The organism is Ruminococcus hominis (assembly GCF_014287355.1).
GTDB lineage: Bacteria > Bacillota > Clostridia > Lachnospirales > Lachnospiraceae > Schaedlerella > Schaedlerella hominis.
The window spans coordinates 2081488-2102990 of record NZ_JACOPE010000001.1; the positions used below are offsets into that span (position 1 = coordinate 2081488).

At 39.0% G+C, this 21503-nt stretch carries 20 protein-coding genes and 1 tRNA gene; 5 read left to right on the forward strand and 16 right to left on the reverse strand.

The genetic code is table 11. From position 1 onward, the window contains the following. Positions 1 to 25: 25 nt before the first annotated feature. The 6 genes from H8S40_RS09235 to H8S40_RS09260 all read right to left on the reverse strand — a co-directional run bounded on the left by H8S40_RS09235 (position 26) and on the right by H8S40_RS09260 (position 6999). Positions 26 to 652 (reverse strand): phosphoribosylanthranilate isomerase, encoded by a 627-nt coding sequence (locus H8S40_RS09235; RefSeq protein WP_186865109.1) that lies wholly within the window; start codon positions 650 to 652, stop codon positions 26 to 28. Beyond that, positions 649 to 1452, reverse strand: coding sequence for an indole-3-glycerol phosphate synthase TrpC (gene trpC, locus H8S40_RS09240; protein ID WP_186865110.1), 804 nt, complete (start codon positions 1450 to 1452; stop codon positions 649 to 651). Before trpC ends, H8S40_RS09235 begins: the two co-directional genes overlap by 4 nt. 5 nt (positions 1453 to 1457) lie before the next feature. Beyond that, entirely contained in the window at positions 1458 to 2471 is a 1014-nt protein-coding gene (gene trpD / locus H8S40_RS09245; RefSeq protein WP_186865111.1) for an anthranilate phosphoribosyltransferase, read from the reverse strand. A gap of 17 nt (positions 2472 to 2488) precedes the next feature. Beyond that, positions 2489 to 3055 (reverse strand): anthranilate synthase component II, encoded by a 567-nt coding sequence (locus H8S40_RS09250; RefSeq protein WP_186865112.1) that lies wholly within the window; start codon positions 3053 to 3055, stop codon positions 2489 to 2491. Further along, complete coding sequence (gene trpE / locus H8S40_RS09255; protein WP_186865113.1) at positions 3052 to 4560, reverse strand: anthranilate synthase component I; 1509 nt, start codon at positions 4558 to 4560, stop codon at positions 3052 to 3054. Before trpE ends, H8S40_RS09250 begins: the two co-directional genes overlap by 4 nt. Positions 4561 to 5010: 450 nt before the next feature. Next, complete coding sequence (locus H8S40_RS09260; RefSeq protein WP_186865114.1) at positions 5011 to 6999, reverse strand: glycoside hydrolase family 31 protein; 1989 nt, start codon at positions 6997 to 6999, stop codon at positions 5011 to 5013. 172 nt (positions 7000 to 7171) lie between these two features. On the opposite strand from H8S40_RS09260, the gene H8S40_RS09265 reads away from it, so the two are divergent. The 3 genes from H8S40_RS09265 (at position 7172) to H8S40_RS09275 (ending at position 9448) form a co-directional block, all read left to right on the forward strand. Continuing rightward, the gene (locus tag H8S40_RS09265) at positions 7172 to 8077 is read left to right on the forward strand and encodes a helix-turn-helix transcriptional regulator (protein ID WP_186865115.1); all 906 of its coding nucleotides are present in this window, start codon (positions 7172 to 7174) and stop codon (positions 8075 to 8077) included. Between the two features lie 118 nt (positions 8078 to 8195). Beyond that, positions 8196 to 9236 carry an SPFH domain-containing protein gene (locus tag H8S40_RS09270; protein ID WP_118723848.1) on the forward strand — a complete coding sequence of 347 codons (1041 nt, stop codon included), beginning with the start codon at positions 8196 to 8198 and terminating at the stop codon, positions 9234 to 9236. Between the two features lie 2 nt (positions 9237 to 9238). Further along, entirely contained in the window at positions 9239 to 9448 is a 210-nt protein-coding gene (locus H8S40_RS09275) for a type II toxin-antitoxin system antitoxin (RefSeq protein WP_117989646.1), read from the forward strand. Between the two features lie 285 nt (positions 9449 to 9733). Here H8S40_RS09275 and H8S40_RS09280 read toward each other — a convergent pair. The 3 genes from H8S40_RS09280 to H8S40_RS09290 all read right to left on the reverse strand — a co-directional run bounded on the left by H8S40_RS09280 (position 9734) and on the right by H8S40_RS09290 (position 12870). Beyond that, positions 9734 to 9816, reverse strand: a tRNA-Leu gene (locus tag H8S40_RS09280). Positions 9817 to 9931: 115 nt separating this feature from the next. Next, a complete protein-coding gene (locus H8S40_RS09285; protein WP_186865116.1) occupies positions 9932 to 11878 on the reverse strand; it encodes an oxidoreductase in 1947 nt (648 codons plus the stop codon). Positions 11879 to 12009: 131 nt separating this feature from the next. After that, the gene (locus H8S40_RS09290) at positions 12010 to 12870 is read right to left on the reverse strand and encodes a LysR family transcriptional regulator (RefSeq protein ID WP_118737109.1); all 861 of its coding nucleotides are present in this window, start codon (positions 12868 to 12870) and stop codon (positions 12010 to 12012) included. Between the two features lie 92 nt (positions 12871 to 12962). On the opposite strand from H8S40_RS09290, the gene H8S40_RS09295 reads away from it, so the two are divergent. Together H8S40_RS09295 and H8S40_RS09300 are read left to right on the forward strand one after the other, a co-directional pair. Further along, positions 12963 to 13736, forward strand: a complete 774-nt coding sequence (locus H8S40_RS09295; protein ID WP_186865117.1) for a sulfite exporter TauE/SafE family protein — start codon at positions 12963 to 12965, stop codon at positions 13734 to 13736. Positions 13737 to 13946: 210 nt separating this feature from the next. Then, positions 13947 to 14123, forward strand: coding sequence for a hypothetical protein (locus H8S40_RS09300; RefSeq protein WP_186865118.1), 177 nt, complete (start codon positions 13947 to 13949; stop codon positions 14121 to 14123). Between the two features lie 91 nt (positions 14124 to 14214). Here H8S40_RS09300 and gpmI read toward each other — a convergent pair whose 3' ends face one another. From gpmI to nifU, 7 genes are all read right to left on the reverse strand, one after another. Beyond that, entirely contained in the window at positions 14215 to 15753 is a 1539-nt protein-coding gene (gene gpmI, locus H8S40_RS09305) for a 2,3-bisphosphoglycerate-independent phosphoglycerate mutase (protein WP_186865119.1), read from the reverse strand. A gap of 79 nt (positions 15754 to 15832) precedes the next feature. Continuing rightward, entirely contained in the window at positions 15833 to 16582 is a 750-nt protein-coding gene (gene tpiA, locus H8S40_RS09310; protein ID WP_117989620.1) for a triose-phosphate isomerase, read from the reverse strand. A 73-nt stretch (positions 16583 to 16655) separates the two neighbouring features. Beyond that, positions 16656 to 17849, reverse strand: coding sequence for a phosphoglycerate kinase (locus H8S40_RS09315; protein WP_186865120.1), 1194 nt, complete (start codon positions 17847 to 17849; stop codon positions 16656 to 16658). 147 nt (positions 17850 to 17996) lie between these two features. Continuing rightward, entirely contained in the window at positions 17997 to 19010 is a 1014-nt protein-coding gene (gap, locus tag H8S40_RS09320; protein ID WP_118723862.1) for a type I glyceraldehyde-3-phosphate dehydrogenase, read from the reverse strand. Positions 19011 to 19174: 164 nt separating this feature from the next. Then, on the reverse strand, positions 19175 to 19993 hold the full coding sequence (locus tag H8S40_RS09325; RefSeq protein WP_186865121.1) for a histidinol-phosphatase HisJ family protein: 819 nt from the start codon (positions 19991 to 19993) through the stop codon (positions 19175 to 19177). After that, positions 19990 to 21060 carry a tRNA 2-thiouridine(34) synthase MnmA gene (gene mnmA / locus H8S40_RS09330; protein ID WP_186865122.1) on the reverse strand — a complete coding sequence of 357 codons (1071 nt, stop codon included), beginning with the start codon at positions 21058 to 21060 and terminating at the stop codon, positions 19990 to 19992. Before mnmA ends, H8S40_RS09325 begins: the two co-directional genes overlap by 4 nt. Then, positions 21060 to 21503, reverse strand: coding sequence for a Fe-S cluster assembly scaffold protein NifU (gene nifU, locus H8S40_RS09335; RefSeq protein WP_118737107.1), 444 nt, complete (start codon positions 21501 to 21503; stop codon positions 21060 to 21062). The genes mnmA and nifU overlap by 1 nt, the downstream gene beginning before the upstream one ends.

Consider the following 21503-nt stretch of genomic DNA (forward strand, 5'->3'; position numbering starts at 1 on the left):
AGTTCCTCCTCGTTGTTTACTGTCACTATATTCTTCTTGCAGCTTCCACTGCTTTTTTTATCTTATCCAAATCTTTTATTCCATTTGTCTCGATACCACTGCTCAAATCCAGTGCGTAAGGTTGATTGTTCTGCAGCTGTTGAACTGCATTTTCCAGGTTATCTGGATGTAAGCCTCCTGCAAGAAAATATGGCTTTTTCAAATTTCCAATTTCTTGTAATAATTTATAATTAAACTGCTCTCCTGTTCCACCATTTCCACTGTCTAATAGTAAATAATCAACATCTGATATTTCCCACATACTAATCTGTTGCCTGGCATCCGGTTTTGTCATTGAAATTGCTTTTATGATTGGCACATCAACCGCTTTTTTCAGATCTTTCACATATGCAACATCTTCTTCTCCGTGAAGCTGGATTACATCGATTACCTGCTTTTTTGCCTGTTCGATCACCTTGTCTATATCCGTATTTACAAATACTCCAACTGCCTCTATATCGGGATTTAAATGTTGTTTCAGTCGTTCTGCCGTTTCTGGCGAAACATATCTGCGGCTCTTTTTAGCAAAAATAAATCCAATATAATCTGGTTTTGCCTCATTGACAGCCTCGATATCTTCTATTCTTTTGAGCCCACATAATTTTATTTTCATTCAACTTCACCTGCCAGCCATCTAAGTGCTGTTTTCTTATCTTCACTCCGCATAAATGTCTCGCCGATTAACACCGCATCCGTTCCATTTTCACGAAGCCGTCTGATATCTTCCGGTGTCTTAATTCCACTCTCTGATACATACACAATGTCTTGCGGAACTTGTCTGCGAAGCCGCTCACTTGTATGGATATCTACAGTAAATGTTTTCAAATCCCGGTTGTTCACACCGATAATTCTCGCTTTGCTGTTCAGTGCCCGCTGCACTTCCTCTTCCGTGTGTGCCTCAACAAGTGCCGACAAGCCAAGTTCTTGTGCAATCTTAGCATATCGTTTCAACTCTTCATCTGAAAGGATTGCACAAATGAGCAATACCGCCGAAGCTCCCAGCACTTTTGCTTCATATATCATATACTCATCAACTGTAAAATCTTTTCTCAAAACCGGTATCTGTACCTGATTTGCGATTTCTTTCAGATATGTATCATTTCCCATAAAATAGTATGGTTCTGTCAACACAGACAGTGCCGAAGCTCCTGCCGCTTCATACTCCTTTGCGATTGCCAGATATGGGAAATCTTCTGCGATCACGCCTTTGGATGGAGAAGCTTTTTTCACTTCGCAGATAAATGAAATTCCATTCTTTTTCAATGCCTGTTCAAAGGGAAATGTAAATCCCCCTTGTTTTTTTTCCTTCTCTGCGATTTTCTCTGCCTGAGCTTTTATTGTTTCCGGTGCAATCTCCTGTTTTCTTTTTTCAATTCTCTCCCTTGTTTTTGCTGCAATTTCATCCAATATCATCCTGACTACTCCTCATTTGAACACTTTCTAAACTCTTCTAGTTTTGCAAGTGCTTTTTTGCTGTCAATCAATTCTGCCGCCAACTTAATTCCATCTGCAATGCTCTGGACCTTTCCTGCCACATAAAGTGCAGCCCCTGCATTCATCAACACTGCCCTCCTCTTTGCTCCTGTCTCTTCCCCATTTAAAATGTTTCTCGTGATCACTGCATTTTCTTCCGGGGTTCCGCCTGCCAGCTCCGATTTATCTGCACTTTTGAATCCAAAATCTTCCGGTTTAATCACATATGTTTTGAACTCTCCATTTTTCACTTCACAAACTGTTGTCGGGGCACAGCTTGAAATTTCATCCAACTGATCTTGTCCATATACAACCAACGCATTTTTCACTCCGAGATTTTCAAGCACTCTTGCAAGAGGTTCTACCAATGCTTCTTCATATACTCCCATCACCTGCATATTCGCTCCTGCCGGATTTGCAAGTGGTCCTAAAATATTGAAAATAGTTCGGATTCCCAATTCTTTCCTAATTGGTGCAACATATTTCATTGCAATGTGGTAATTTTGTGCAAATAGAAAACAAATATTAATTTTTTCCAGAAGCTCTGCACTTTTCTCTGGTGGAATTGTTATCTTAACACCAAGAGCTTCCAGCACATCTGCTGCTCCGCATTTACTTGATGCTGCACGATTTCCGTGTTTTGCAACCGGAATCCCGGCTGCTGCTACCACGATTGAAGATGTTGTTGAAATGTTAAATGAATTTGCTCCGTCACCACCGGTTCCAACGATTTCCAATGCATCTACATTGTGAAGTAACTTGACGCAATGTGCTCGCATAGCTGCTGCAGATGCTGTGATTTCATCAATCGTTTCACCTTTCATACTAAGCGCCGTCAGATAAGCACTTTTTTGCACATCACTTGCTTCCCCTCCCATAATTTCATCCATTACAGTATATGCCTCGTCATAAGTCAGGTTTTCTTTTTTTGCCAGTTTCATAATTGCTTCTCGGATCATGTCGTATCCCTCTCTTTCTATTTCTTCAAAAAATTATGTATCATCTGTTTTCCATCCGGTGTCAGTATAGATTCCGGATGAAACTGTAACCCATAAACAGGATATCTTTTATGTTCCACTGCCATCACTTCACCGTCTCTGGTCTGTGCTGTGATCAGAAGTTCATCCGGCAATGTTTCTTTTTTTGCCGCCAGAGAATGATATCTTGCAACCGGAATCTGTTGCGGTATATCCTGAAATATTTTGCTTTTCGTATCTATTTTTGTAAGCGAAGTTTTTCCATGCATCAATTCTTTTGCATAAGATACGGTTGCCCCGAACGCTTCACAAATTGCCTGATGTCCAAGACATACCCCCAGAATTGGGATTTCTCCGGCAAATGTTTTCACAACATCGATACAGCATCCTGCATCTTTTGGCTTTCCCGGTCCCGGAGATAACACAATATAGTCTGGGGACATTTCCCGGATTTCTTCGATTGTTTTCTCGTCATTTCGAATCACCTTGATATCTGGATTTTCTGAACCAATCAGCTGATACAAATTATATGAAAAGCTGTCGTAATTATCAATTAGTAAAATCATGCTTCCATCCCCTTTCCTGCCTGTTCGATTGCCTTTGTCACTGCTTTTGCTTTGTTGATACATTCCTGATATTCATTTTCCGGAATGCTGTCAGCAACAATTCCTGCACCGGAACACACATAAACTACATTTTCTTTTGCATATGCCATGCGGATTGCAATACACGTATCTACATTTCCTGTAAAATCAATATATCCGACTGCGCCTCCGTAAATACCTCGCTTGCAATCCTCTAATTCATTGATAATCTCGCATGCCCGAATCTTTGGAGCCCCGGACAACGTTCCTGCCGGAAGGATGGCATCGATTGTGTCTCCGAAATCTTTGTCTTCTCGAATCTGTCCTTTCACGGTTGAACCGATATGCATTACATGCGAGAACCGTTCAATCTGCATATATTTCTCCACTTCGACCGTTCCAATCTGACTGATTTTTCCAATGTCATTTCTCCCTAAATCTACAAGCATGTTGTGTTCTGCAAGTTCTTTCTCATCTGCAAGAAGTTCTTTCTCCAATTCCTGGTCTTCTTCGTAAGTGTTACCTCTTTTTCTCGTCCCTGCCAATGGGAATGTATGTAACGTGCCGCCCTCTAATTTAGCAAGTGTCTCCGGAGATGCTCCTGCAATCTCGATGTCATTGCTTGAGAAATAAAACATATATGGTGACGGATTTGTCGTTCGAAGTACCCGGTACACATCCAAAATACTTCCTTCTATTTTTGCCTTCAAACGATTGGCAAGCACTACCTGAAAGATATCCCCCTCATAAATATAACGCTTTGCTTTTTCCACCATTTCGCAATATTTTTCTTTCGAAAAGCGAGGCGTAAATTCACTCTTTAGCTTAAGTGGAACATGTGGTGCATAATCATGGGCTTCAATCAGTTCTTTTATTTTGACAAGTCGTTGTTTTGCCTCTTCATATGCCATATCTAACGCTTCTTTTGACTTTACGTTTCCGTCCTCTTCTGTCAGTGGCATATTTACGATTAAAATGATCTTCTGCTGCAAATGGTCAAATGCAATGACCTGGTCAAATAACATCAAATCCATATCACGAAAATGTGCGTCATCCTGTGCATCCAGATTCAAAGTTGGCTCTACATATTTGATATAGTCATATGAAAAATATCCGATCAGGCCGCCTGTAAATGTAGGTAATCCTTCGATTTGTGGAGCTTTATGCTTTTCTATCACTTCACGAATGTATTTCCCCGGATGATTTGCCTGTGCTTCTGTCACCGTTTTATTTTTTATTCGAATCTGTCCATTTCTGCAACTGATTTCCATCGTTGGTTCAAACCCAAGAAAACTATATCTGCCCCATTGCTTCGCATCCTCTGCGCTTTCAAACATATAACAATGGTCACTTACTTTTTTCAACACCCTAAGAACCCCTATTGGCGTATACATGTCTGAGTACATCTCAATGCTGACCGGAATTGTTCTGTATTTTCCGGTTTGTGCGTATTGTTTGATTGTCTGTAAATCTGGATAAGTATTCATATAAACTCCTTCCTACAAGGAAATCCGCCCTTGACAGCATACACATTCTATCTGTATATACTGTCAAGGGCGGATTAAAATTCTAATTCGCGGTGCCACCTTGATTCACTGAAAAAATCTTGTCTGTCGAATATAACAAATTTTATTATCTACTTCGTTTTAATTCTTTCAGTGCACTTAGCAAGATACTAACATATCTCCGACAACTAACGTGTGTCTTCACGTCATACCATACTCGAATCGAAAGATTCTTTCCCGTATGCCCTCTGCGGTCCATTTAACACTCTGCGTTTTACCCGGCTCTCACCTTCCCGGACTCTCTGTGAATGCACGATGTGCTGTTATCTCCGCTTCAACGGTTTACTCTGTTAAATTGTTTTTATTATAAACATAGTGATTGAGTATGTCAATCATTTTTTTATTTTTTTATAAATTTTTTCAGTATGATTTTTACATCGTTAGTTTCCGATAATTTTCTACATTACCGTAATCTTTATGAATTCCATCATCTTCATATAGTGTATATTGTGCACCTTCGAATCCAATCATTTTCAAATTTTCTGTATCCAGCTCTGCCACAGATTCAGCTGTTTCTGCCAATGGAATGCATTTTCCACTTCGGATAAATAATGGCACTTCATTTAATGCAACCTCAACATAATGATTGCCTTTTTCCAAAATTTCTTCCAAAATTGTTCCGTCTGGTAAGAATTTGACAAACTTCATTGTCTCTGGAAGATAAACATAACGGCCTCGTGCATTCTGTTCGTAAACCGGTGCAATCATAATCTCATTTCCAAGCATTAACTGATCTTCTACACGAACAGCCCTCTTATCCTTTGGATATTCAAACGCCAATGGCTTAAAATACATATCGTCATTCAATGCAGCTTTCATATATTCACTGTACAAATATGGAATCAGACGATATCTGACACCTATTACATGCTGAAAATCTTCAATCTGCTCAAATTGATAACATTCCTGCTCTCTTGTGCCCTTTGCCGCATGATCGCGCATCAATGGTGTAAAGACACCTAATGCAAGGTGACGTAACAGCAAATCTCTTGTTGTATCTGCTCCAAATCCACCGAGGTCTGCTCCTGTATACAAGAAACCACACATATTCAAGGACGGCATCATTTTCAAATTTAACAAAATGTGTGACCACCAGGATTTGTTATCTCCTGTCCATATTCCACCATAGCGATGCATGCCCACATACGAAGAACGCGAGAACATAAGAAAACGTTTCTCAGGATCAATCCGTTCAAATGCTTCTCCTGCTGCTCTAGTCATATTATACCCAAACAGATTGTGCACTTTGTCATGACGCACTTTCTTTCCATTTACAAGATGATAAAATCTACGGTAATCCTCATGATTATTTGCAAGTCCAAATAATTTTCCACCTACTTCCCACAAGTTCACCTTGCCTTCTTCATCATCTGCAAATCGTCTTGCAACCTCCTTTGCTTCGGCAAGCCCTTCTTTTGAGTAGAAAATAGACGGCTCATTCATATCATTCCAAAAACCTTCAATTCCCTGCTCTGTCAAAAAACGATACTGGTCTCCAAACCATTTTCTTGCATCTGCATTCAATACATCTGGGAAATGTGTATCTCCCGGCCAAACTGCTGCCACAAAATCACTTCCGTCTTCGCGTTTGCAGAAGTATTGTTTTTCCACACCTTCTTCATAAATCGAATATCCATCTTCGACTTTAACACCTGCATCAATAATCGGTATCAAGCGAATATTTTTATCTTTCATTTCCTGTACAAATCCCGGGAAATCTTTAAAGTTTTCCTCATTTAATGTAAAATCTTTAAAATCCTGCATGTAATCAATATCCATATATATCATATCCAATGGAATATGATTCTCACGATATTTTGCTGCCACTTCACAAAAATCTTCTTTTGTCTCATATCCCCATCTGCTCTGTCCGAATCCAAACGCAAATTTAGGTGGGATATAACTACGTCCGATTGCTTTGCGGAACTGTTTTACAATATCGTATGCATTTTCTCCTTCAAATACATACAAATTCAAATCCGCATTTTCACAGGATACTTTCATTGTATCCATTCGTGTATATCCAATATCAAATGTCAATGTTGACGGATAATCAAAGAACATTCCAAATGTCTGCTTGCCGCTCACAATAATAAAATTATGTGCCGCATATAAAGAACGTTTATCTTCTGTATGTTCCGGGTCATCTGAACAGTCACTGATATAACAATATCCTCTCTTATTAATTCCTCGATTTGCCTCACCAAGACCATAAACGATATCATCTTCATCCATAATATAAGTAAATACAAATCCTTCTTTCTGTGAAATAGTTCCGTACTTTGGATTTCCTTTTGTTGCATCAACCTTCTCTACGATTGCTTCTGTGTCAAATGGATTTCCATATTCATAACGCTTCATTTTGATTCCTCCCTGTTTTTTTCGTCACTTATCTGATAAATACCTGTTTCATAATCACAGTATATCGTTATGAATTTGATATTTCTTGCAATATCCGCTATAATTATAACACAATATTGACTTTTTATAGATGTTATAAATTTAATTGATACATTTGAAAGGACTTTGATTTATGTATAATAAAACTTATCTCGATACTTCCTTAAAGGAACATGCAACTCACGGAACCAAAAAGCATCCTATGATCGGACTCCACTTTGAATCAGGAAACAACTCATTTTATCCAAATCATTTCTTTGTGGAGCGCCACTGGCATCACACAATAGAAATCATCTTAATCCTCAAAGGAAGTTATGAATTTGAAATCAATCTGGAGCAATATATATTAAACGAAGGTGATATTGCTTTTTTAAATAGTGGGGATTTACATCAAATCACCGGGTTAAAAAAAGGCACCATACACGACGTATTCATTTTCAATCCTGAGCTTTTGGCTTTTCAATATTCTGATGCATTGCAAACAGATATCCTGCAGCCATTTATAAACCACGATAATATTTTTCCTCACGTATTACACCCAAATGATGCTCTTTATCCTGTGCTTTATCCACGGATTCAAAAAATTTTGCATGATTCTCTCTTGCAAACTGAGAATTGGTATATCTCCTGTAAATTGCAGTTATTGGAATTGATGAGCACGATGTATTTGCATCATTTTTTTCTTCAGAAAAATGATACACTTTCATCCTCTGACCGCCAGAAAATTGCACGCTACAAAAAACTTGTTTCCTATATGGAGTTGCATTATCCTGAACATATTTCTTTAGATAACCTTGCTGAAATCGCAGAATGTAACAGCCAATACCTATGCCGTTTTTTCAAAGATATCACCGGTATGCCGCCAATGAAATACCTGATTCAATACCGTATCGAACAAGCTTGTGAAATGTTGCGAGATACTACTAAGAGCGTACTGGAGATTAGTTTGGACTGCGGATTTGAAAATGTAAGTTATTTTATTCGAAAATTTAAAGAGCTGAAAGGATCTACGCCTCAAAAGTATCGACAACTTCAATGACTCCTATCCATTACCATTAATTATATATCAATTATTTTTAGTATATTGACTTTTTCGCAATAGGTGATATCATAATGATATCAAATAAATTTCATTCTATTTCAAAGGAGGAATCAACATGAATGAGAAAATATTGTCAACTAAAAAGAATGGAATGGGAATGCTTCTGCTTTTTTCTTTCCTTTATATGATTGCAATTGCCGGATGTATTTTTTCTGCTATATCCATGGGATTTTCAGTTACTGCACCTGCTATTACTGTATTGATTATCAGTATTATCTGGCTTAGTATTGGATGGGTTCCATTCCTCGGTCTGAAAGTTCTTAAACCACAGGAAGCTCTCGTACTTACTCTTTTCGGTAATTATGTGGGTACACTCAAAGAGGCTGGATTCTATTTTGTGAATCCTTTCTGTACAAGTGTAAATCCTGCTTCCAAAACAAAATTAAGCCAGAGTGGTGATGTTGATAATAACGCAAAGAAAAATGCAAATCTCTCTAACATTTTAGGAATTTCTACAACCGGAACAGCAGAAGAATCTTCAAGCAAAAAGATTTCTCTCAAGGTTATGACACTCAATAATTCCCGTCAGAAAATTAATGACTGTCTGGGAAATCCAATTGAAATCGGGATTGCTGTCACATGGCGCGTAGTGGACACAGCGAAAGCTGTTTTCAATGTAGATAATTACAAAGAATACCTTTCCCTGCAATGTGATGGTGCTCTTCGTAATATTGTCCGCATCTATCCATATGATACTGCACCTGATGTAGATACAACGGGGGATGGTCAGGCAGATGAAGGAAGTCTGCGTGGCTCCAGTGAGATTGTTGCCGCGAGAATCCGCGAAGAAATTCAGAATAAAGTGTCCGATGCAGGTCTTGAGATTATTGAAGCACGGATCACTTATCTTGCTTACGCTCCTGAAATTGCCGCTGTTATGCTTCAACGTCAGCAAGCCTCTGCAATCATTGATGCAAGAAAAATGATTGTTGACGGTGCTGTCGGAATGGTTGAAATGGCTCTTAATCAATTAAATGAAAAAGATGTTGTAGAACTGGATGAAGAACGTAAGGCTGCTATGGTATCTAATCTACTGGTTGTTCTGTGTGGTAACCATGACACCCAACCAATTATTAATTCTGGAAGCCTGTATTAATTATGGCTGAAAAGGATAATAAAAAGAAACAAGTTCCTCTGCGTCTCTCCAACAAATTGTATGACGCAATTGCAGCCTGGGCAGAAGATGATTTTCGTTCTGTAAATGGTCAGATTGAATATCTTCTGACCGAATGCGTCCGACAACGAAAGAAAAATGGGAAATATGTTTCTGAACATCTGGATGAGCCGATTGATTTAGATATTTCTTAAAAAGATAGTTTATCTCAGTCGAGAAGACTCCCACCTCTTCAGGTGGTGAGTAATAACAAATTTATCTCAGTGGGAGTCCAATCTCCGACTGAGATAAACGCTCCGCGAGGATGCGCAGTGATTCTGATAGGAATATGTCAGCTTCGCTGACCAGAATCACGCGCCAAGTCTCACGAACGTTCGACTTGAATGATATGCAAAATAAAAAAGGTCCATTGGACCTTTTTTTCGTATACATAACAATAAAAAGCCTGAGAACAATTACTGCTCTCAGGTCTTGATTCATGCGGATGGCGGGACTTGAACCCGCACGTAGTCACCTACGCAAGATTTTGAGTCTTGTGCGTCTGCCATTCCGCCACATCCGCTCGCGGTTCGTATTAACTCCGAACCGAGATTTATATTATCATATGATTTTTACTTTTGCAATAGTTTTTTTGCAAATTTTTCAAATTTTTTCAAAAAATATAAAATTTGTGGATTTTATATATCCAATGCTGCATGATACCCTTCATAAACCGCATTTGTAATCGTAGATACTTTTCCGGCATCTCCAATTACTGCCACATATGGTGCACAATCACGCAATGTATCTACTATATCTGTTCTGGAGTGCTGCCCCAATGCACAGATTACACTTGTACCCGGTACAAGAATCTGCTCTTTTTTTTCTGTTTCACAGATGATTCCTTCTTTTGTCACTTCCATACCTCTGCATCCGGTATGTACCGTCACATATTTATCGATTTCTTTTAATAACAGAGGACGATGACGTACATTTGCATCCGGTGCCAGTTCATTTCGCATCTCTACCAGATGTACTTCTTTTCCTTCCATACCAAGATGAATCGCACACTCGCATCCTGCAAGACCGCCACCAAATACAACGACTTTGTCTGTTACCTTTTCTTTCTGTTTGTAATAATCATTTACAATAACAACATTCTCACCATCCAGTCCCGGAATCGGAGGTACAAGCGGCGTGGAACCGACTGCTACAATCAGTGCATCTGCATTTTCCTTCTCGGCAAGTTCTGGTGTCACTTCTGTATTTAAATGAATCTCTACGCCTGCATTACGTGCAAACTTCTCATATGTTCCTATCAGTTCGTACATTTCATGCTTAAACGGAAGTGCCTGCTCACTTTTTAATATTCCACCTAATTCCGCTTCTTTTTCACAGAGAATTACCTGATGTCCTCTTCTCGCAGCAGTATACGCCGCATACAATCCTCCCGGACCGCCACCTGCAACGAGCACCTTTTTCTTAACCACTGCTGGCCTCACTTCGTTACCTTCTATTTCTCTTCCAATCAATGGATTCACCGTACATCTTCTTGTCGATGTTGCAGCACGTTCTGCCATACAAGTGAAGCAACGCAGACATTTTACAATCTCATCATCTCGGTTTTCCATTATTTTTCTTGGGAGAAATGGATCTGCCAAAAGTGCACGTGCCATGTATACCACATCCGCTTTACCGGAAGCGATAATTTCTTCCATCTGTTCCGGATCATTCAATGCCCCAATTGTAGCAACCGGAATAGATACATGTTTTTTGATTTCTGCTGCAAGATATACATTACAGCCATGCTCTTTAAACATGGATGGATGTGTATCTCCGAATCCTCTCTGATATGTTCCTGCGGATACATGAAGCAAGTCAATATATGGCTCTAATTGCTGCGCGATGCGCACACCTTCTTCCAGAGCATAACCACCTTCAAACAGCTCTGACCCGCTCATACGAAATTCAATTGGGAATCCCGGTCCTACTGCTTCACGAACAGATTGGAGCACTTCCATTGCAAGACGACATCGATTTTCCAGACTTCCACCATATTTGTCTGTACGTTTATTAAAATATGGCGATAAAAACTGATTCAACAGCCATCCATGACCGCCATGAATCATAATCATTCCAAATCCGGCACGTTTGGCAAGTGCCGCTGTCTGACCATAAGCTTCGACAATTTCCCGAATCATCTCTTCTGACAATGCTTTTACTTTGACTCCGTCCGCACGGACTGTATCACATGCGCCCCACTGATGCATCTCATGCTGTTTTGTTTTATCGGTCATATATGTTCCTGCATACATACCGGAATGTGATAATTCCAGACTCGGTACTGCTCCATGTCTGTGAATTGCATCCGCCGTATAGGTTGCTGCTGCCAACGAGTTTAAAATGGTAGTATCCAGATGATATGCATGTGAACCATCTGTTTTCGGATGTACCATACATTCACTTACTGTAACCGCTGCCGCTCCTCCTTTTCCTCTCAACTCGTAAAATGCCGTAGATTTCGGTCCAATACATCCATCATTTGTAATATCTGTTCCACCCATCGGTGCTGAAAACATACGATTACGGAAAGTTACTCTTCCAATTGTAATCGGACTGGATAAATGTGGAAATTTTCGTTTCATATTTTTCCTCCTTGTGTTTTTCCAAACATATTTCTTTGTTAACCTTATAATATCAAAAACAGGTACTCCATTCCTATCAATAGAAATGGAGTACCTGTCAATAAAATGTTGATACCACTATTTTGCCCTTTTTACATAATCTGTGCTAATCGTTCCACTAAGAATCTCACCTGTTCATTCTTCCGATATATCATAGATACCTTCCATGGTATGGCGTCCTGCAATTCAATTCTTCGAATATCAGGATATAACCGGTCTGTCTTATGAATATCTGCATCAATCCCAAGTCCCAATTTCTCATTACAGAAACGATAAATAAGCTGACTTTCCATTGTATTGATAATGATATTCGGCACAAATCCAAAATCACCACACCGCTGCATAAAACTATGATAACTGAAATACTTTTGATTTAATGAAATCAACGGCTGTTCTTTCAACTCTTCTATACTTAGCCTTTCTTTCTCATAAAACGGATGCCCCGGATATACCAGAACATTCATTTTGCCTTCGTATACGACACAACTTTCGATCTCATTTCCCGGAATTGTTCCGATAATAAATCCGATATCTAACAATCCCCTGTTTACTTGTTCTGCTACCTCCTGATTTTCCAGTTCTTCCCACTGCACAGACACATCTGGCATCTCACTTTGAATCGCATTTAACTTTTTTAGTGATACAAGATTCAATACACCACACGCAAATCCGATTTTTATTTTTCGCTGTCTGCTATTCATTTTCTGCAAATGATACTTCATGTCTTCTAATTGATATAGTAACTCCTGACTCTGTGCATAAAAATAATCCCCACATTCCGTAGGTACCATCCCGCCCTTTGTCCGTTCAAATAATGCAATCTGCAACTCTTCTTCCAGTTTGTGAATAATCCGACTCAATCCCTGTGGTGTAATAAAAAGCTGTTTTGCAGCCTGATTGATACTCCGCTCCTCATAGACAAGTCGAAAGCTTCTGATATCTTTTGTGTCCATATTTACACTTTATCCCTCTTTATGCTATACTTTGACATGTTCATCTATTCAGATTATGACACTAAATCTATTTTACTACAAGGAGAATTTTCATGAATACCATTATTACAATCGAACCGACGATTTCTATGTTTCTGATTGTCTGTCCGTTTTTATTTCTCGCTGGGTTGGTTGACGCAATCGGCGGCGGAGGCGGTCTGATCTCGCTTCCAGCCTATCTGATTGCCGGACTTCCTACCCATACTGCGATTGCAACTAACAAACTTTCATCAACCTGCGGGACTACCCTTGCAACCGCCCGCTTTATCAAGAATGGCCTGGTAAATTTTAAATTAGCAGTTCCATCCGTTATTATGGCAATTATCGGCTCTGCCATCGGAGCTCATATTTCTCTGATTATTCCCGAAAAAATAATGATGCATGTACTGATTGTCATTCTGCCGATTGCTGCGTTTTTTGTACTAAACAAAAAGCTGTTCCATGATAATGAAAACGATGTTATTACACTTGATAAACGTACTTATCTCACTGCTTCCATTGCTGCTTTTGTGATTGGAATGTATGATGGATTTTATGGTCCGGGAACCGGTACATTTTTAATTATCGCCTTTACTGTATTTGCTAAACTTAGTATTAAAACAGCCAATGCACAGGCAAAAGTTATTAATCTTACAACCAATATCACTTCTTTAGTCATATTCTTTTTAAACGGGCAGGTACTTATCCCTCTTGGAATTGCTGCTGCCCTTTGTAATATGCTTGGAGGTTATCTTGGCGCAGGAATGGTAATGAAAAGTGGAGCTAAAATTGTTCGTCCTAGTATTTTACTTGTACTATTTCTGCTCCTGCTGAAAATCATCATATAGGGACGGAGTTTTCCGGCTCTTTTCCGATGGAAAAAGCCGGAAAACCCCGTCCCTATTCTGTCTATTCGGATTTTCAATGTCAATAATGACCTATTTTTTACACAAAAACATATCTAAACAATTTATTTGAGTAATGCTATTATAATACACGTAGCAAGGGAAAAGAAATTTTCCAAAACAATTATGTAAGATAAGAAAAGGAGATATATTATGTTTGATTTTGCATTAACACCAGAAATGTCAAAAGAATTTTTTAACTATCAGGAAGAATTATTAAATAAAGTAGTTTCTTCAATCAAAAAATATTTTTCAGAAAATTGTGAGACAATTGTCAAGGGGTTTGCATGTATGAATGGTAATTTTTCTGGATATATGTACAGAAAGTAAGATGCCATGGCTGAAAATATTTTAATACTCAACAAATAAGGAGTAGAATTCCATTATAAGAATTCTGCTCCTTTTATTTTTTGTCTATTTATTATTTTACAAGTAAAGATTTACCTGTCATCTCAGCTGGCTGTTCCATTCCCATCAATTCGATTAATGTAGGAGCGATATCTGCCAGACATCCACCTTCTCTTAATTTGTATGCAGGATCTGCATTTACAAGAATAAATGGAACCGGATTTGTTGTGTGAGCTGTAAATGGCTCTCCCGTTTCATCATCGATCAGCTGCTCTGCATTTCCGTGGTCTGCACAAATAAACATCTGTCCATCGACTTCTTTAATGGCATCTACTGCTTTGCCAACGCACTCATCAACAGCTTCAATCGCTTTGATTGCTGCATCTTCTACACCAGTATGTCCAACCATATCCGGATTAGCAAAGTTGATGATGATTACATCATACTTATCAGATTTGATTGCATCTACTAATTTATCGCACACTTCATATGCACTCATCTCAGGTTTCAAGTCATATGTTGCTACCTTTGGAGATTTTACAAGAATTCTGTCTTCTCCTTCATTTGGCTCTTCTACTCCACCATTAAAGAAGAATGTTACATGTGCATATTTTTCTGTTTCTGCAATACGAGCCTGTTTCAGACCATTTTTTGCAAGGAATTCTCCAAATGTATTTGTAATTTCATCTTTTACAAATGCAACCTGTTTGTTTGCGATTGTAACATCATACTCTGTAAAGCAAACAAATGTTGTTTTTACTCTTTCTCCTCTTTCGAATCCTGTAAATTCATCATCGCAAAGAGTTCTTGTGATCTCTCTTGCTCTGTCAGGACGGAAGTTAAAGAAGATAACAGAGTCATTTTCTTTGATTGTTGCGAGTGGTGCACCATCTTTTACAATGACTGTTGGAAGTACAAATTCATCTGTCACATCATTGTCATAAGATGCCTGAATTCCTGCTGTAGCAGACTCAGCTGTCTCGCCTTCCCCTTTAACGATTGCATTGTAAGCTTTTTCCACACGATCCCAACGATTATCACGATCCATTGCATAATAACGTCCTGATACGCTTGCAACTGCTCCAACACCAAGTTCTTTCATCTTAGCTTCTAACTGCTCTACATATTCTTTTCCTGATGCCGGAGGTGTGTCACGGCCATCAAGGAAGCAATGTACATATACTTTTTCAATGCCTTGTTTTTTAGCGAGTTCAAGAAGTCCAAATACATGTTCAATATGGCTGTGTACTCCACCATCAGACATCAATCCCATTAAATGCAGTGCAGAATCATTGCTTTTTACATTTTCGCAAGCTGCAATAAGTGCTTTATTCTCAAAGAACTCTCCATCCTGGATTGCTTTTGTGATCTTTGTAAGATCCTGATATACAATTCTTCCTGCTCCCATGTTCAGATGTCCTACTTCTGAGTTACCCATCTGTCCATCTGGAAGTCCTACAGCCATTCCACTTGCATATCCTTTTACAAATGGATATTCTGCCATAAGCTTATCCATAACCGGAGTTTTACCTTCAGCAACAGCATTGCCTTTTTCTTTATCATTCAATCCATATCCATCAAGAATCATCAATACGGTTGGTTTTTTACTCATTATATGTGTTTCCTTTCTATCTTTAAGGTAACAGCAATTGTGGAGAGCCTGTTCGACTCCCCACGCCAATGCTTTTTAATTATTTGTAGTTAACAATTTTTCCAAAATCAGCTTTGAGGGAAGCTCCTCCAACAAGACCTCCATCGATATCTGCCTGAGCAAATAACTCTGCTGCATTACCAGCATTTACAGATCCGCCGTACTGAATACGAATTGCCTCAGCTGTAGCTTCATCATAAACTTCAGCGATGCAAGCACGAATTCCTGCACAAACTTCTTCAGCCTGCTCTGTTGTAGCTGTTTTTCCTGTTCCGATAGCCCAGATTGGCTCGTAAGCGATAACTGCTTCTTTAGCCTGATCTGCTGTTACATTCTGGAATCCAACTTTAACCTGCTGGCGGATAAAGTCCATTGTAACACCCTGTTCTCTCTGCTCAAGAGTTTCTCCACAGCACATGATTGGTGTAAGACCATGCTCAAATGCTTTAAGAACTTTTTTATTTACATCTTCGTTTGTCTCTCCGAAGTAATCTCTTCTCTCAGAATGTCCAAGAACAACATATTTTACTCCTGCATCTACAAGCATTGCTGGAGAAATCTCTCCTGTGTAAGCTCCGCTCTCTTCGAAATACATGTTCTCAGCACCAACCTGGATGTTTGTTCCTTTTGTTGCTTCCACAACAGGAACGATGTCGATTGCTGGTACACAGAATACAACATCAACTTCTTCATTTGCTACTAATGGTTTTAATTCTTCTACAAGTGCTACTGCCTCACTTGGAGTTTTGTTCATTTTCCAGTTTCCTGCTACAATTTTCTTTCTTGCCATTTTATTGGCCTCCTCATCTATTTTTTGTTAAAACAATTTTATTGTTCAAAATCATTTGCTGAATAACAGATAATTAACGATCATTTGCTGCTGCAACACCTGGTAATTCTTTTCCTTCAAGGAATTCCAGAGAAGCTCCACCACCTGTTGAGATATGTGTCATCTTGTCACCATATCCAAGCTGGTTAACTGCTGCTGCTGAATCTCCACCACCAATGATTGTAACTGCATCAGTATCAGCAAGTGCTTTTGCAACTGTCTCTGTTCCTGCAGCGAATTTAGGCATCTCGAAACATCCCATTGGTCCGTTCCATACAACTGTCTTCGCATCTTTTACAGCGTCAGCATATAACTTAGCTGTCTCTGGACCTACATCAAGTCCCATCCATCCTTCTGGAATCTCTCCCATAGGAACTACTTTTGTATTTGCATCATTAGAGAATTCATCTGCAATGATTGCATCTACAGGAAGAAGAAGTTTTACACCTTTTTCTTCAGCTTTTTTGATCATATCCAATGCATACTGGCAGTAATCCTCTTCAAGAAGAGAATTTCCTACTTTTCCACCCTGGGCTTTACTGAATGTGAAGCACATTCCACCACCGATGATCAATGTATCTACTTTATCAAGTAAGTTCTCGATTACAGAGATTTTGCTTGAAACTTTAGAACCACCAAGGATTGCTACGAATGGTCTCTCTGGATTGTTTACTGCATTACCAAGGAAATCAATCTCTTTCTGCATTAAGTATCCAACAACTGCTGTATCAACGAACTGTGTTACACCAACGTTAGAGCAGTGTGCTCTATGAGCTGTTCCGAATGCATCGTTAACGAATACATCACACAGAGATGCAAGATCTTTACTGAATGCCTCTCCGTTCTTTGTCTCTTCAGCTCTGTAACGAGTGTTCTCAAGAAGGATGATATCTCCATCTTTCATAGCTTCTACTGCAGCTCTTGCGTTTGGTCCTACTACTTCTGGATCAGCAGCAAATTTTACTTCCTGTCCAAGTAATTCTGATAAACGAACTGCTACTGGAGCAAGTGATAATTCTGGCTTTGGCTCTCCCTTTGGTTTTCCAAGGTGAGAACAAAGAATAATCTTTCCTCCATCTGCAACTAATTTTTTGATTGTTGGAAGAGCTGCTACAAGACGGTTTTCATCTGTAATTTTTCCATCGATCAATGGAACGTTGAAGTCGCATCTTACAAGAACTCTTTTGCCCTTTACGTTGATATCATCTACTGATTTTTTGTTAAGCATAGTTGTAATTCTCCTTTTTTATAAAGCATTTTTAAATTTATAGAAAATCGTTCCTTATAAATTTAAAAAGAGTCCGGCCCCAATAAGACCGGACCCTTTGTGAGTCTATTTCCGGACATACATCCGTTTCATATTCCCAATTTCGGCTTACAGTAATGTTCCGAAATGTTTGATTGTTCTTACCATCTGGCTTGTGTAAGAGTTCTCGTTGTCATACCAAGATACAACCTGAACCTCTGTATTTCCATCACCTGTTGGAAGAGCCATTGTCTGTGTAGCATCGAACAGAGAACCAAATTTCATTCCTACGATATCGCTAGATACGATCTGATCTGTGTTGTATCCGAATGATTCGTTAGAAGCTGCTTTCATAGCTTCGTTGATCTGGTCAACTGTAACTTCACCTTTAACTACTGCTGTAAGGATTGTTGTTGATCCTGTTGGAGTAGGAACACGCTGAGCAGAACCAATCAGTTTTCCGTTCAGTTCTGGGATAACCAGACCGATTGCTTTTGCTGCACCTGTGCTGTTAGGTACGATATTAACTGCTGCTGCACGAGATCTTCTGAGGTCACCTTTTCTCTGTGGTCCATCAAGAGTCATCTGATCTCCTGTATATGCATGGATTGTGCACATGATACCAGACTGAATTTCTGCAAGATCATTCAATGCTTTAGCCATTGGAGCTAAACAGTTTGTTGTACAAGAAGCTGCTGAGATGATTGTATCATCTTTTGTAAGCTGCTCGTGGTTTACATTGTAAACGATTGTAGGAAGGTCATTTCCTGCTGGTGCAGAAATAATAACGTGTTTAGCACCTGCATCGATATGAGCCTGAGCTTTTGCTTTAGATGTGTAGAATCCTGTACACTCCAGAACAACGTCAACACCAATCTCTCCCCATGGAAGTTCAGCTGCGTTAGCTTTTGCGTAAATTTTGATTTCTTTTCCGTCAACTGTGATAGAGTCTTCTCCTGCCTCTACTTTGTCAGCCAGTGCATATCTTCCCTGTGTTGAATCATATTTCAACAGGTGAGCAAGCATGCTTGGAGATGTTAAATCGTTGATTGCTACAATTTCAAATCCCTCTGCTCCGAACATCTGTCTGAATGCAAGACGTCCAATACGTCCAAAACCATTAATCGCTACTTTTACTGCCATGATTAATTCCTCCTAAAGTTATATAAATTGTTAACTGTAATACAGTCTATCATGGTGATATCCATTTAACAAAGCTCAATTACTTTGTTAAAGATTCATCAACTGAGATTATTGTACTAAAACAAAAACAAAAATTCAAGTCCTAAATCCATTTTGTTTGTTTTTTATGTAAGTTGTTTAAAAATCGGTTTTCTTTCTTCAAATTCTGTATAATATTTAAACCCACAAGCCTTTAAGACATCATTTACCTTTCCGAAATCATATGCAATATGTTCCGGCTTATGTCCGTCCGCTCCAATCGTTATGATTTCTCCTCCAAGCTCCCGGTATCTTTTCAACACATCCGGGTGCGGATTACAAAACGGAAGTCCATATTTCCATCCTGCGGTATTTAACTCAATGCCTTTTCCAAGCTCAATAACGCGTTTTAGAATTTCATCAATAATATCTGAAAACTCTGTCTGTGAATATTCTTTTTCCTTGTAAGTCCCATAACGCACTACATAGTCCAAATGTCCCAGCACATCGAATGCTGTTACATGTTGCAGATTTTCTAAAGTATTCTCAAATCCTTTTCTATATAATTCGCGGTCCGACAATTCAGCGAACCCCTCTCTGTAGTACGGATCTTTCCCATCTACCAGATGCACAGAACCAATTACAAAATCAAATGGATACTGTTGTGTCAGTTTTTGATAGAATTCTTGCAAATGAGTCTGCAGTCCAAGCTCTATTCCAATTCGAATATGTATCTTATCTTCATATTCTTTCTGTATTTTTTTCATAGTATGCATATATTCATCCAAATCGAATTGAAAAGCATCTTTCCCAAATTCTGTATCAGAAGGAAAATCTTTATCAAAATGATCTGTAATGCAAATTGATCTTAATCCTTTTGCTATTGCACCATCTATCATTTTTTCCACCGACGTATCACTGTCTGTAGAAAAAATGGTGTGCATATGGCTGTCGCTTAATATCATATGATTGTTCCGCCTCCAAGTACATATTCTCCATCATACAATACAACTGCCTGTCCCGGGGTCACTGCTCTTTGCGGTTCTTCAAATGTACAGGTAATCTCATCTTCACCTGTTTTTTCTACCGTACACCAAGCACCTTTATGATTATATCTGATTTTTGCAAAAACTCTTTTTGGTTCCGGCAAATCTTCAACCGACATAAAATTCACCCTGTTTGCCTTTAATGTGGTTGTCATTGAATCTTCATTTGTTCCAATCACAACTTCATTTGTCTCCGGACGAATTTCCAATACAAAAGCCGGGTATCCCAATGACAGACCAAGACCTTTTCGTTGCCCCACTGTATAATGAATGATTCCTTTATGTTTTCCTAAAACCTTCCCATCTAATGTTACAAAATTACCTTCCGGAATTTTTACACCTGCATTTTCTTCTATATAAGCAGCATAGTCTCCATCCGGCACAAAACATATATCCTGACTGTCTGGCTTATTTGCAACCAATAATCCTATCTTCTCTGCTATCTTGCGAATCTCATCTTTTGAATACTGTCCGACTGGCATCAACGTTCTTTTCAGTTGTTCTTGTGTCAAATTGTACAGTGCATAAGTCTGATCCTTTGCCAGTGTAGCAGAACGCCGAATCGCATATCTGCCATTCTCAAGCTGATCAATTCTCGCATAATGTCCTGTCGCAATATAATCTGCTCCAATTGAAAGACTTCTTGTCAGCAAGGACTCCCATTTTACATATCGATTGCATGCAATACACGGATTTGGAGTTCTTCCATGAAGATATTCATCCACAAAATAATCTATCACATTTTCTTTGAATTCCTGTTTGAAATTCATTACATAATATGGAATTTCCAAATTTGCTGCTACGCGGCGTGCATCTTCTACTGCACTCAACCCGCAGCATCCACCATTTTCTTCTTGTACAGCCTGTTCTTCATCCTGCCAGATCTGCATTGTCACTCCTACTACATCATATCCTTGTTCTTTCAACAGATATGCTGCAACAGAAGAATCCACACCTCCGGACATTCCTACTACTACTGTGCTCATTAATATTCCTCTTCTTCCTCTTCTTCACCTTCATGGATATCTGATTTTGGTTTTTCAAGTCCTTCAATCTTAATACCATTTTTTTCTGCATAATCCCAAAGTGCTGCATGGATGGCTTCTTCGGCAAGCAGTGAGCAATGTACTTTTACCGGTGGAAGTCCATCAAGAGCCTCCATAACTGCTTTGTTTGTAATCTGCATTGCCTCCTGGATATTTTTACCTTTTACAAGTTCTGTTGCCATACTGCTTGTTGCAACTGCTGCACCGCATCCAAATGTTTTAAACTTTACATCACGGATGATCTGATTTTCATCAATATCAAGATAAATTCTCATGATATCTCCACATTTCGCATTACCTACTGTACCTACTCCACTTGCGTTTTCGATTTCTCCTACATTTCTTGGATGTTGAAAATGATCCATAACTTTTTCTGAATACAT

Bases quoted from the DNA above. Each gene is read 5' to 3' on its own strand.
- nifU (WP_118737107.1), bottom strand. From the start codon at position 21,503: ATGTATTCAGAAAAAGTTATGGATCATTTTCAACATCCAAGAAATGTA.
- H8S40_RS09265 (WP_186865115.1), top strand. From the start codon at position 7,172: ATGTATAATAAAACTTATCTCGATACTTCCTTAAAGGAACATGCAACT.
- H8S40_RS09300 (WP_186865118.1), top strand. From the start codon at position 13,947: ATGTTTGATTTTGCATTAACACCAGAAATGTCAAAAGAATTTTTTAAC.
- H8S40_RS09260 (WP_186865114.1), bottom strand. From the start codon at position 6,999: ATGAAGCGTTATGAATATGGAAATCCATTTGACACAGAAGCAATCGTA.
- trpC (WP_186865110.1), bottom strand. From the start codon at position 1,452: ATGATATTGGATGAAATTGCAGCAAAAACAAGGGAGAGAATTGAAAAA.
- trpE (WP_186865113.1), bottom strand. From the start codon at position 4,560: ATGAATACTTATCCAGATTTACAGACAATCAAACAATACGCACAAACC.
- H8S40_RS09295 (WP_186865117.1), top strand. From the start codon at position 12,963: ATGAATACCATTATTACAATCGAACCGACGATTTCTATGTTTCTGATT.
- H8S40_RS09235 (WP_186865109.1), bottom strand. From the start codon at position 652: ATGAAAATAAAATTATGTGGGCTCAAAAGAATAGAAGATATCGAGGCT.
- tpiA (WP_117989620.1), bottom strand. From the start codon at position 16,582: ATGGCAAGAAAGAAAATTGTAGCAGGAAACTGGAAAATGAACAAAACT.
- gpmI (WP_186865119.1), bottom strand. From the start codon at position 15,753: ATGAGTAAAAAACCAACCGTATTGATGATTCTTGATGGATATGGATTG.
- trpD (WP_186865111.1), bottom strand. From the start codon at position 2,471: ATGATCCGAGAAGCAATTATGAAACTGGCAAAAAAAGAAAACCTGACT.
- H8S40_RS09270 (WP_118723848.1), top strand. From the start codon at position 8,196: ATGAATGAGAAAATATTGTCAACTAAAAAGAATGGAATGGGAATGCTT.
- H8S40_RS09275 (WP_117989646.1), top strand. From the start codon at position 9,239: ATGGCTGAAAAGGATAATAAAAAGAAACAAGTTCCTCTGCGTCTCTCC.
- H8S40_RS09290 (WP_118737109.1), bottom strand. From the start codon at position 12,870: ATGGACACAAAAGATATCAGAAGCTTTCGACTTGTCTATGAGGAGCGG.
- H8S40_RS09250 (WP_186865112.1), bottom strand. From the start codon at position 3,055: ATGATTTTACTAATTGATAATTACGACAGCTTTTCATATAATTTGTAT.
- mnmA (WP_186865122.1), bottom strand. From the start codon at position 21,060: ATGAGCACAGTAGTAGTAGGAATGTCCGGAGGTGTGGATTCTTCTGTT.
- H8S40_RS09315 (WP_186865120.1), bottom strand. From the start codon at position 17,849: ATGCTTAACAAAAAATCAGTAGATGATATCAACGTAAAGGGCAAAAGA.
- H8S40_RS09325 (WP_186865121.1), bottom strand. From the start codon at position 19,993: ATGATATTAAGCGACAGCCATATGCACACCATTTTTTCTACAGACAGT.
- gap (WP_118723862.1), bottom strand. From the start codon at position 19,010: ATGGCAGTAAAAGTAGCGATTAATGGTTTTGGACGTATTGGACGTCTT.
- H8S40_RS09285 (WP_186865116.1), bottom strand. From the start codon at position 11,878: ATGAAACGAAAATTTCCACATTTATCCAGTCCGATTACAATTGGAAGA.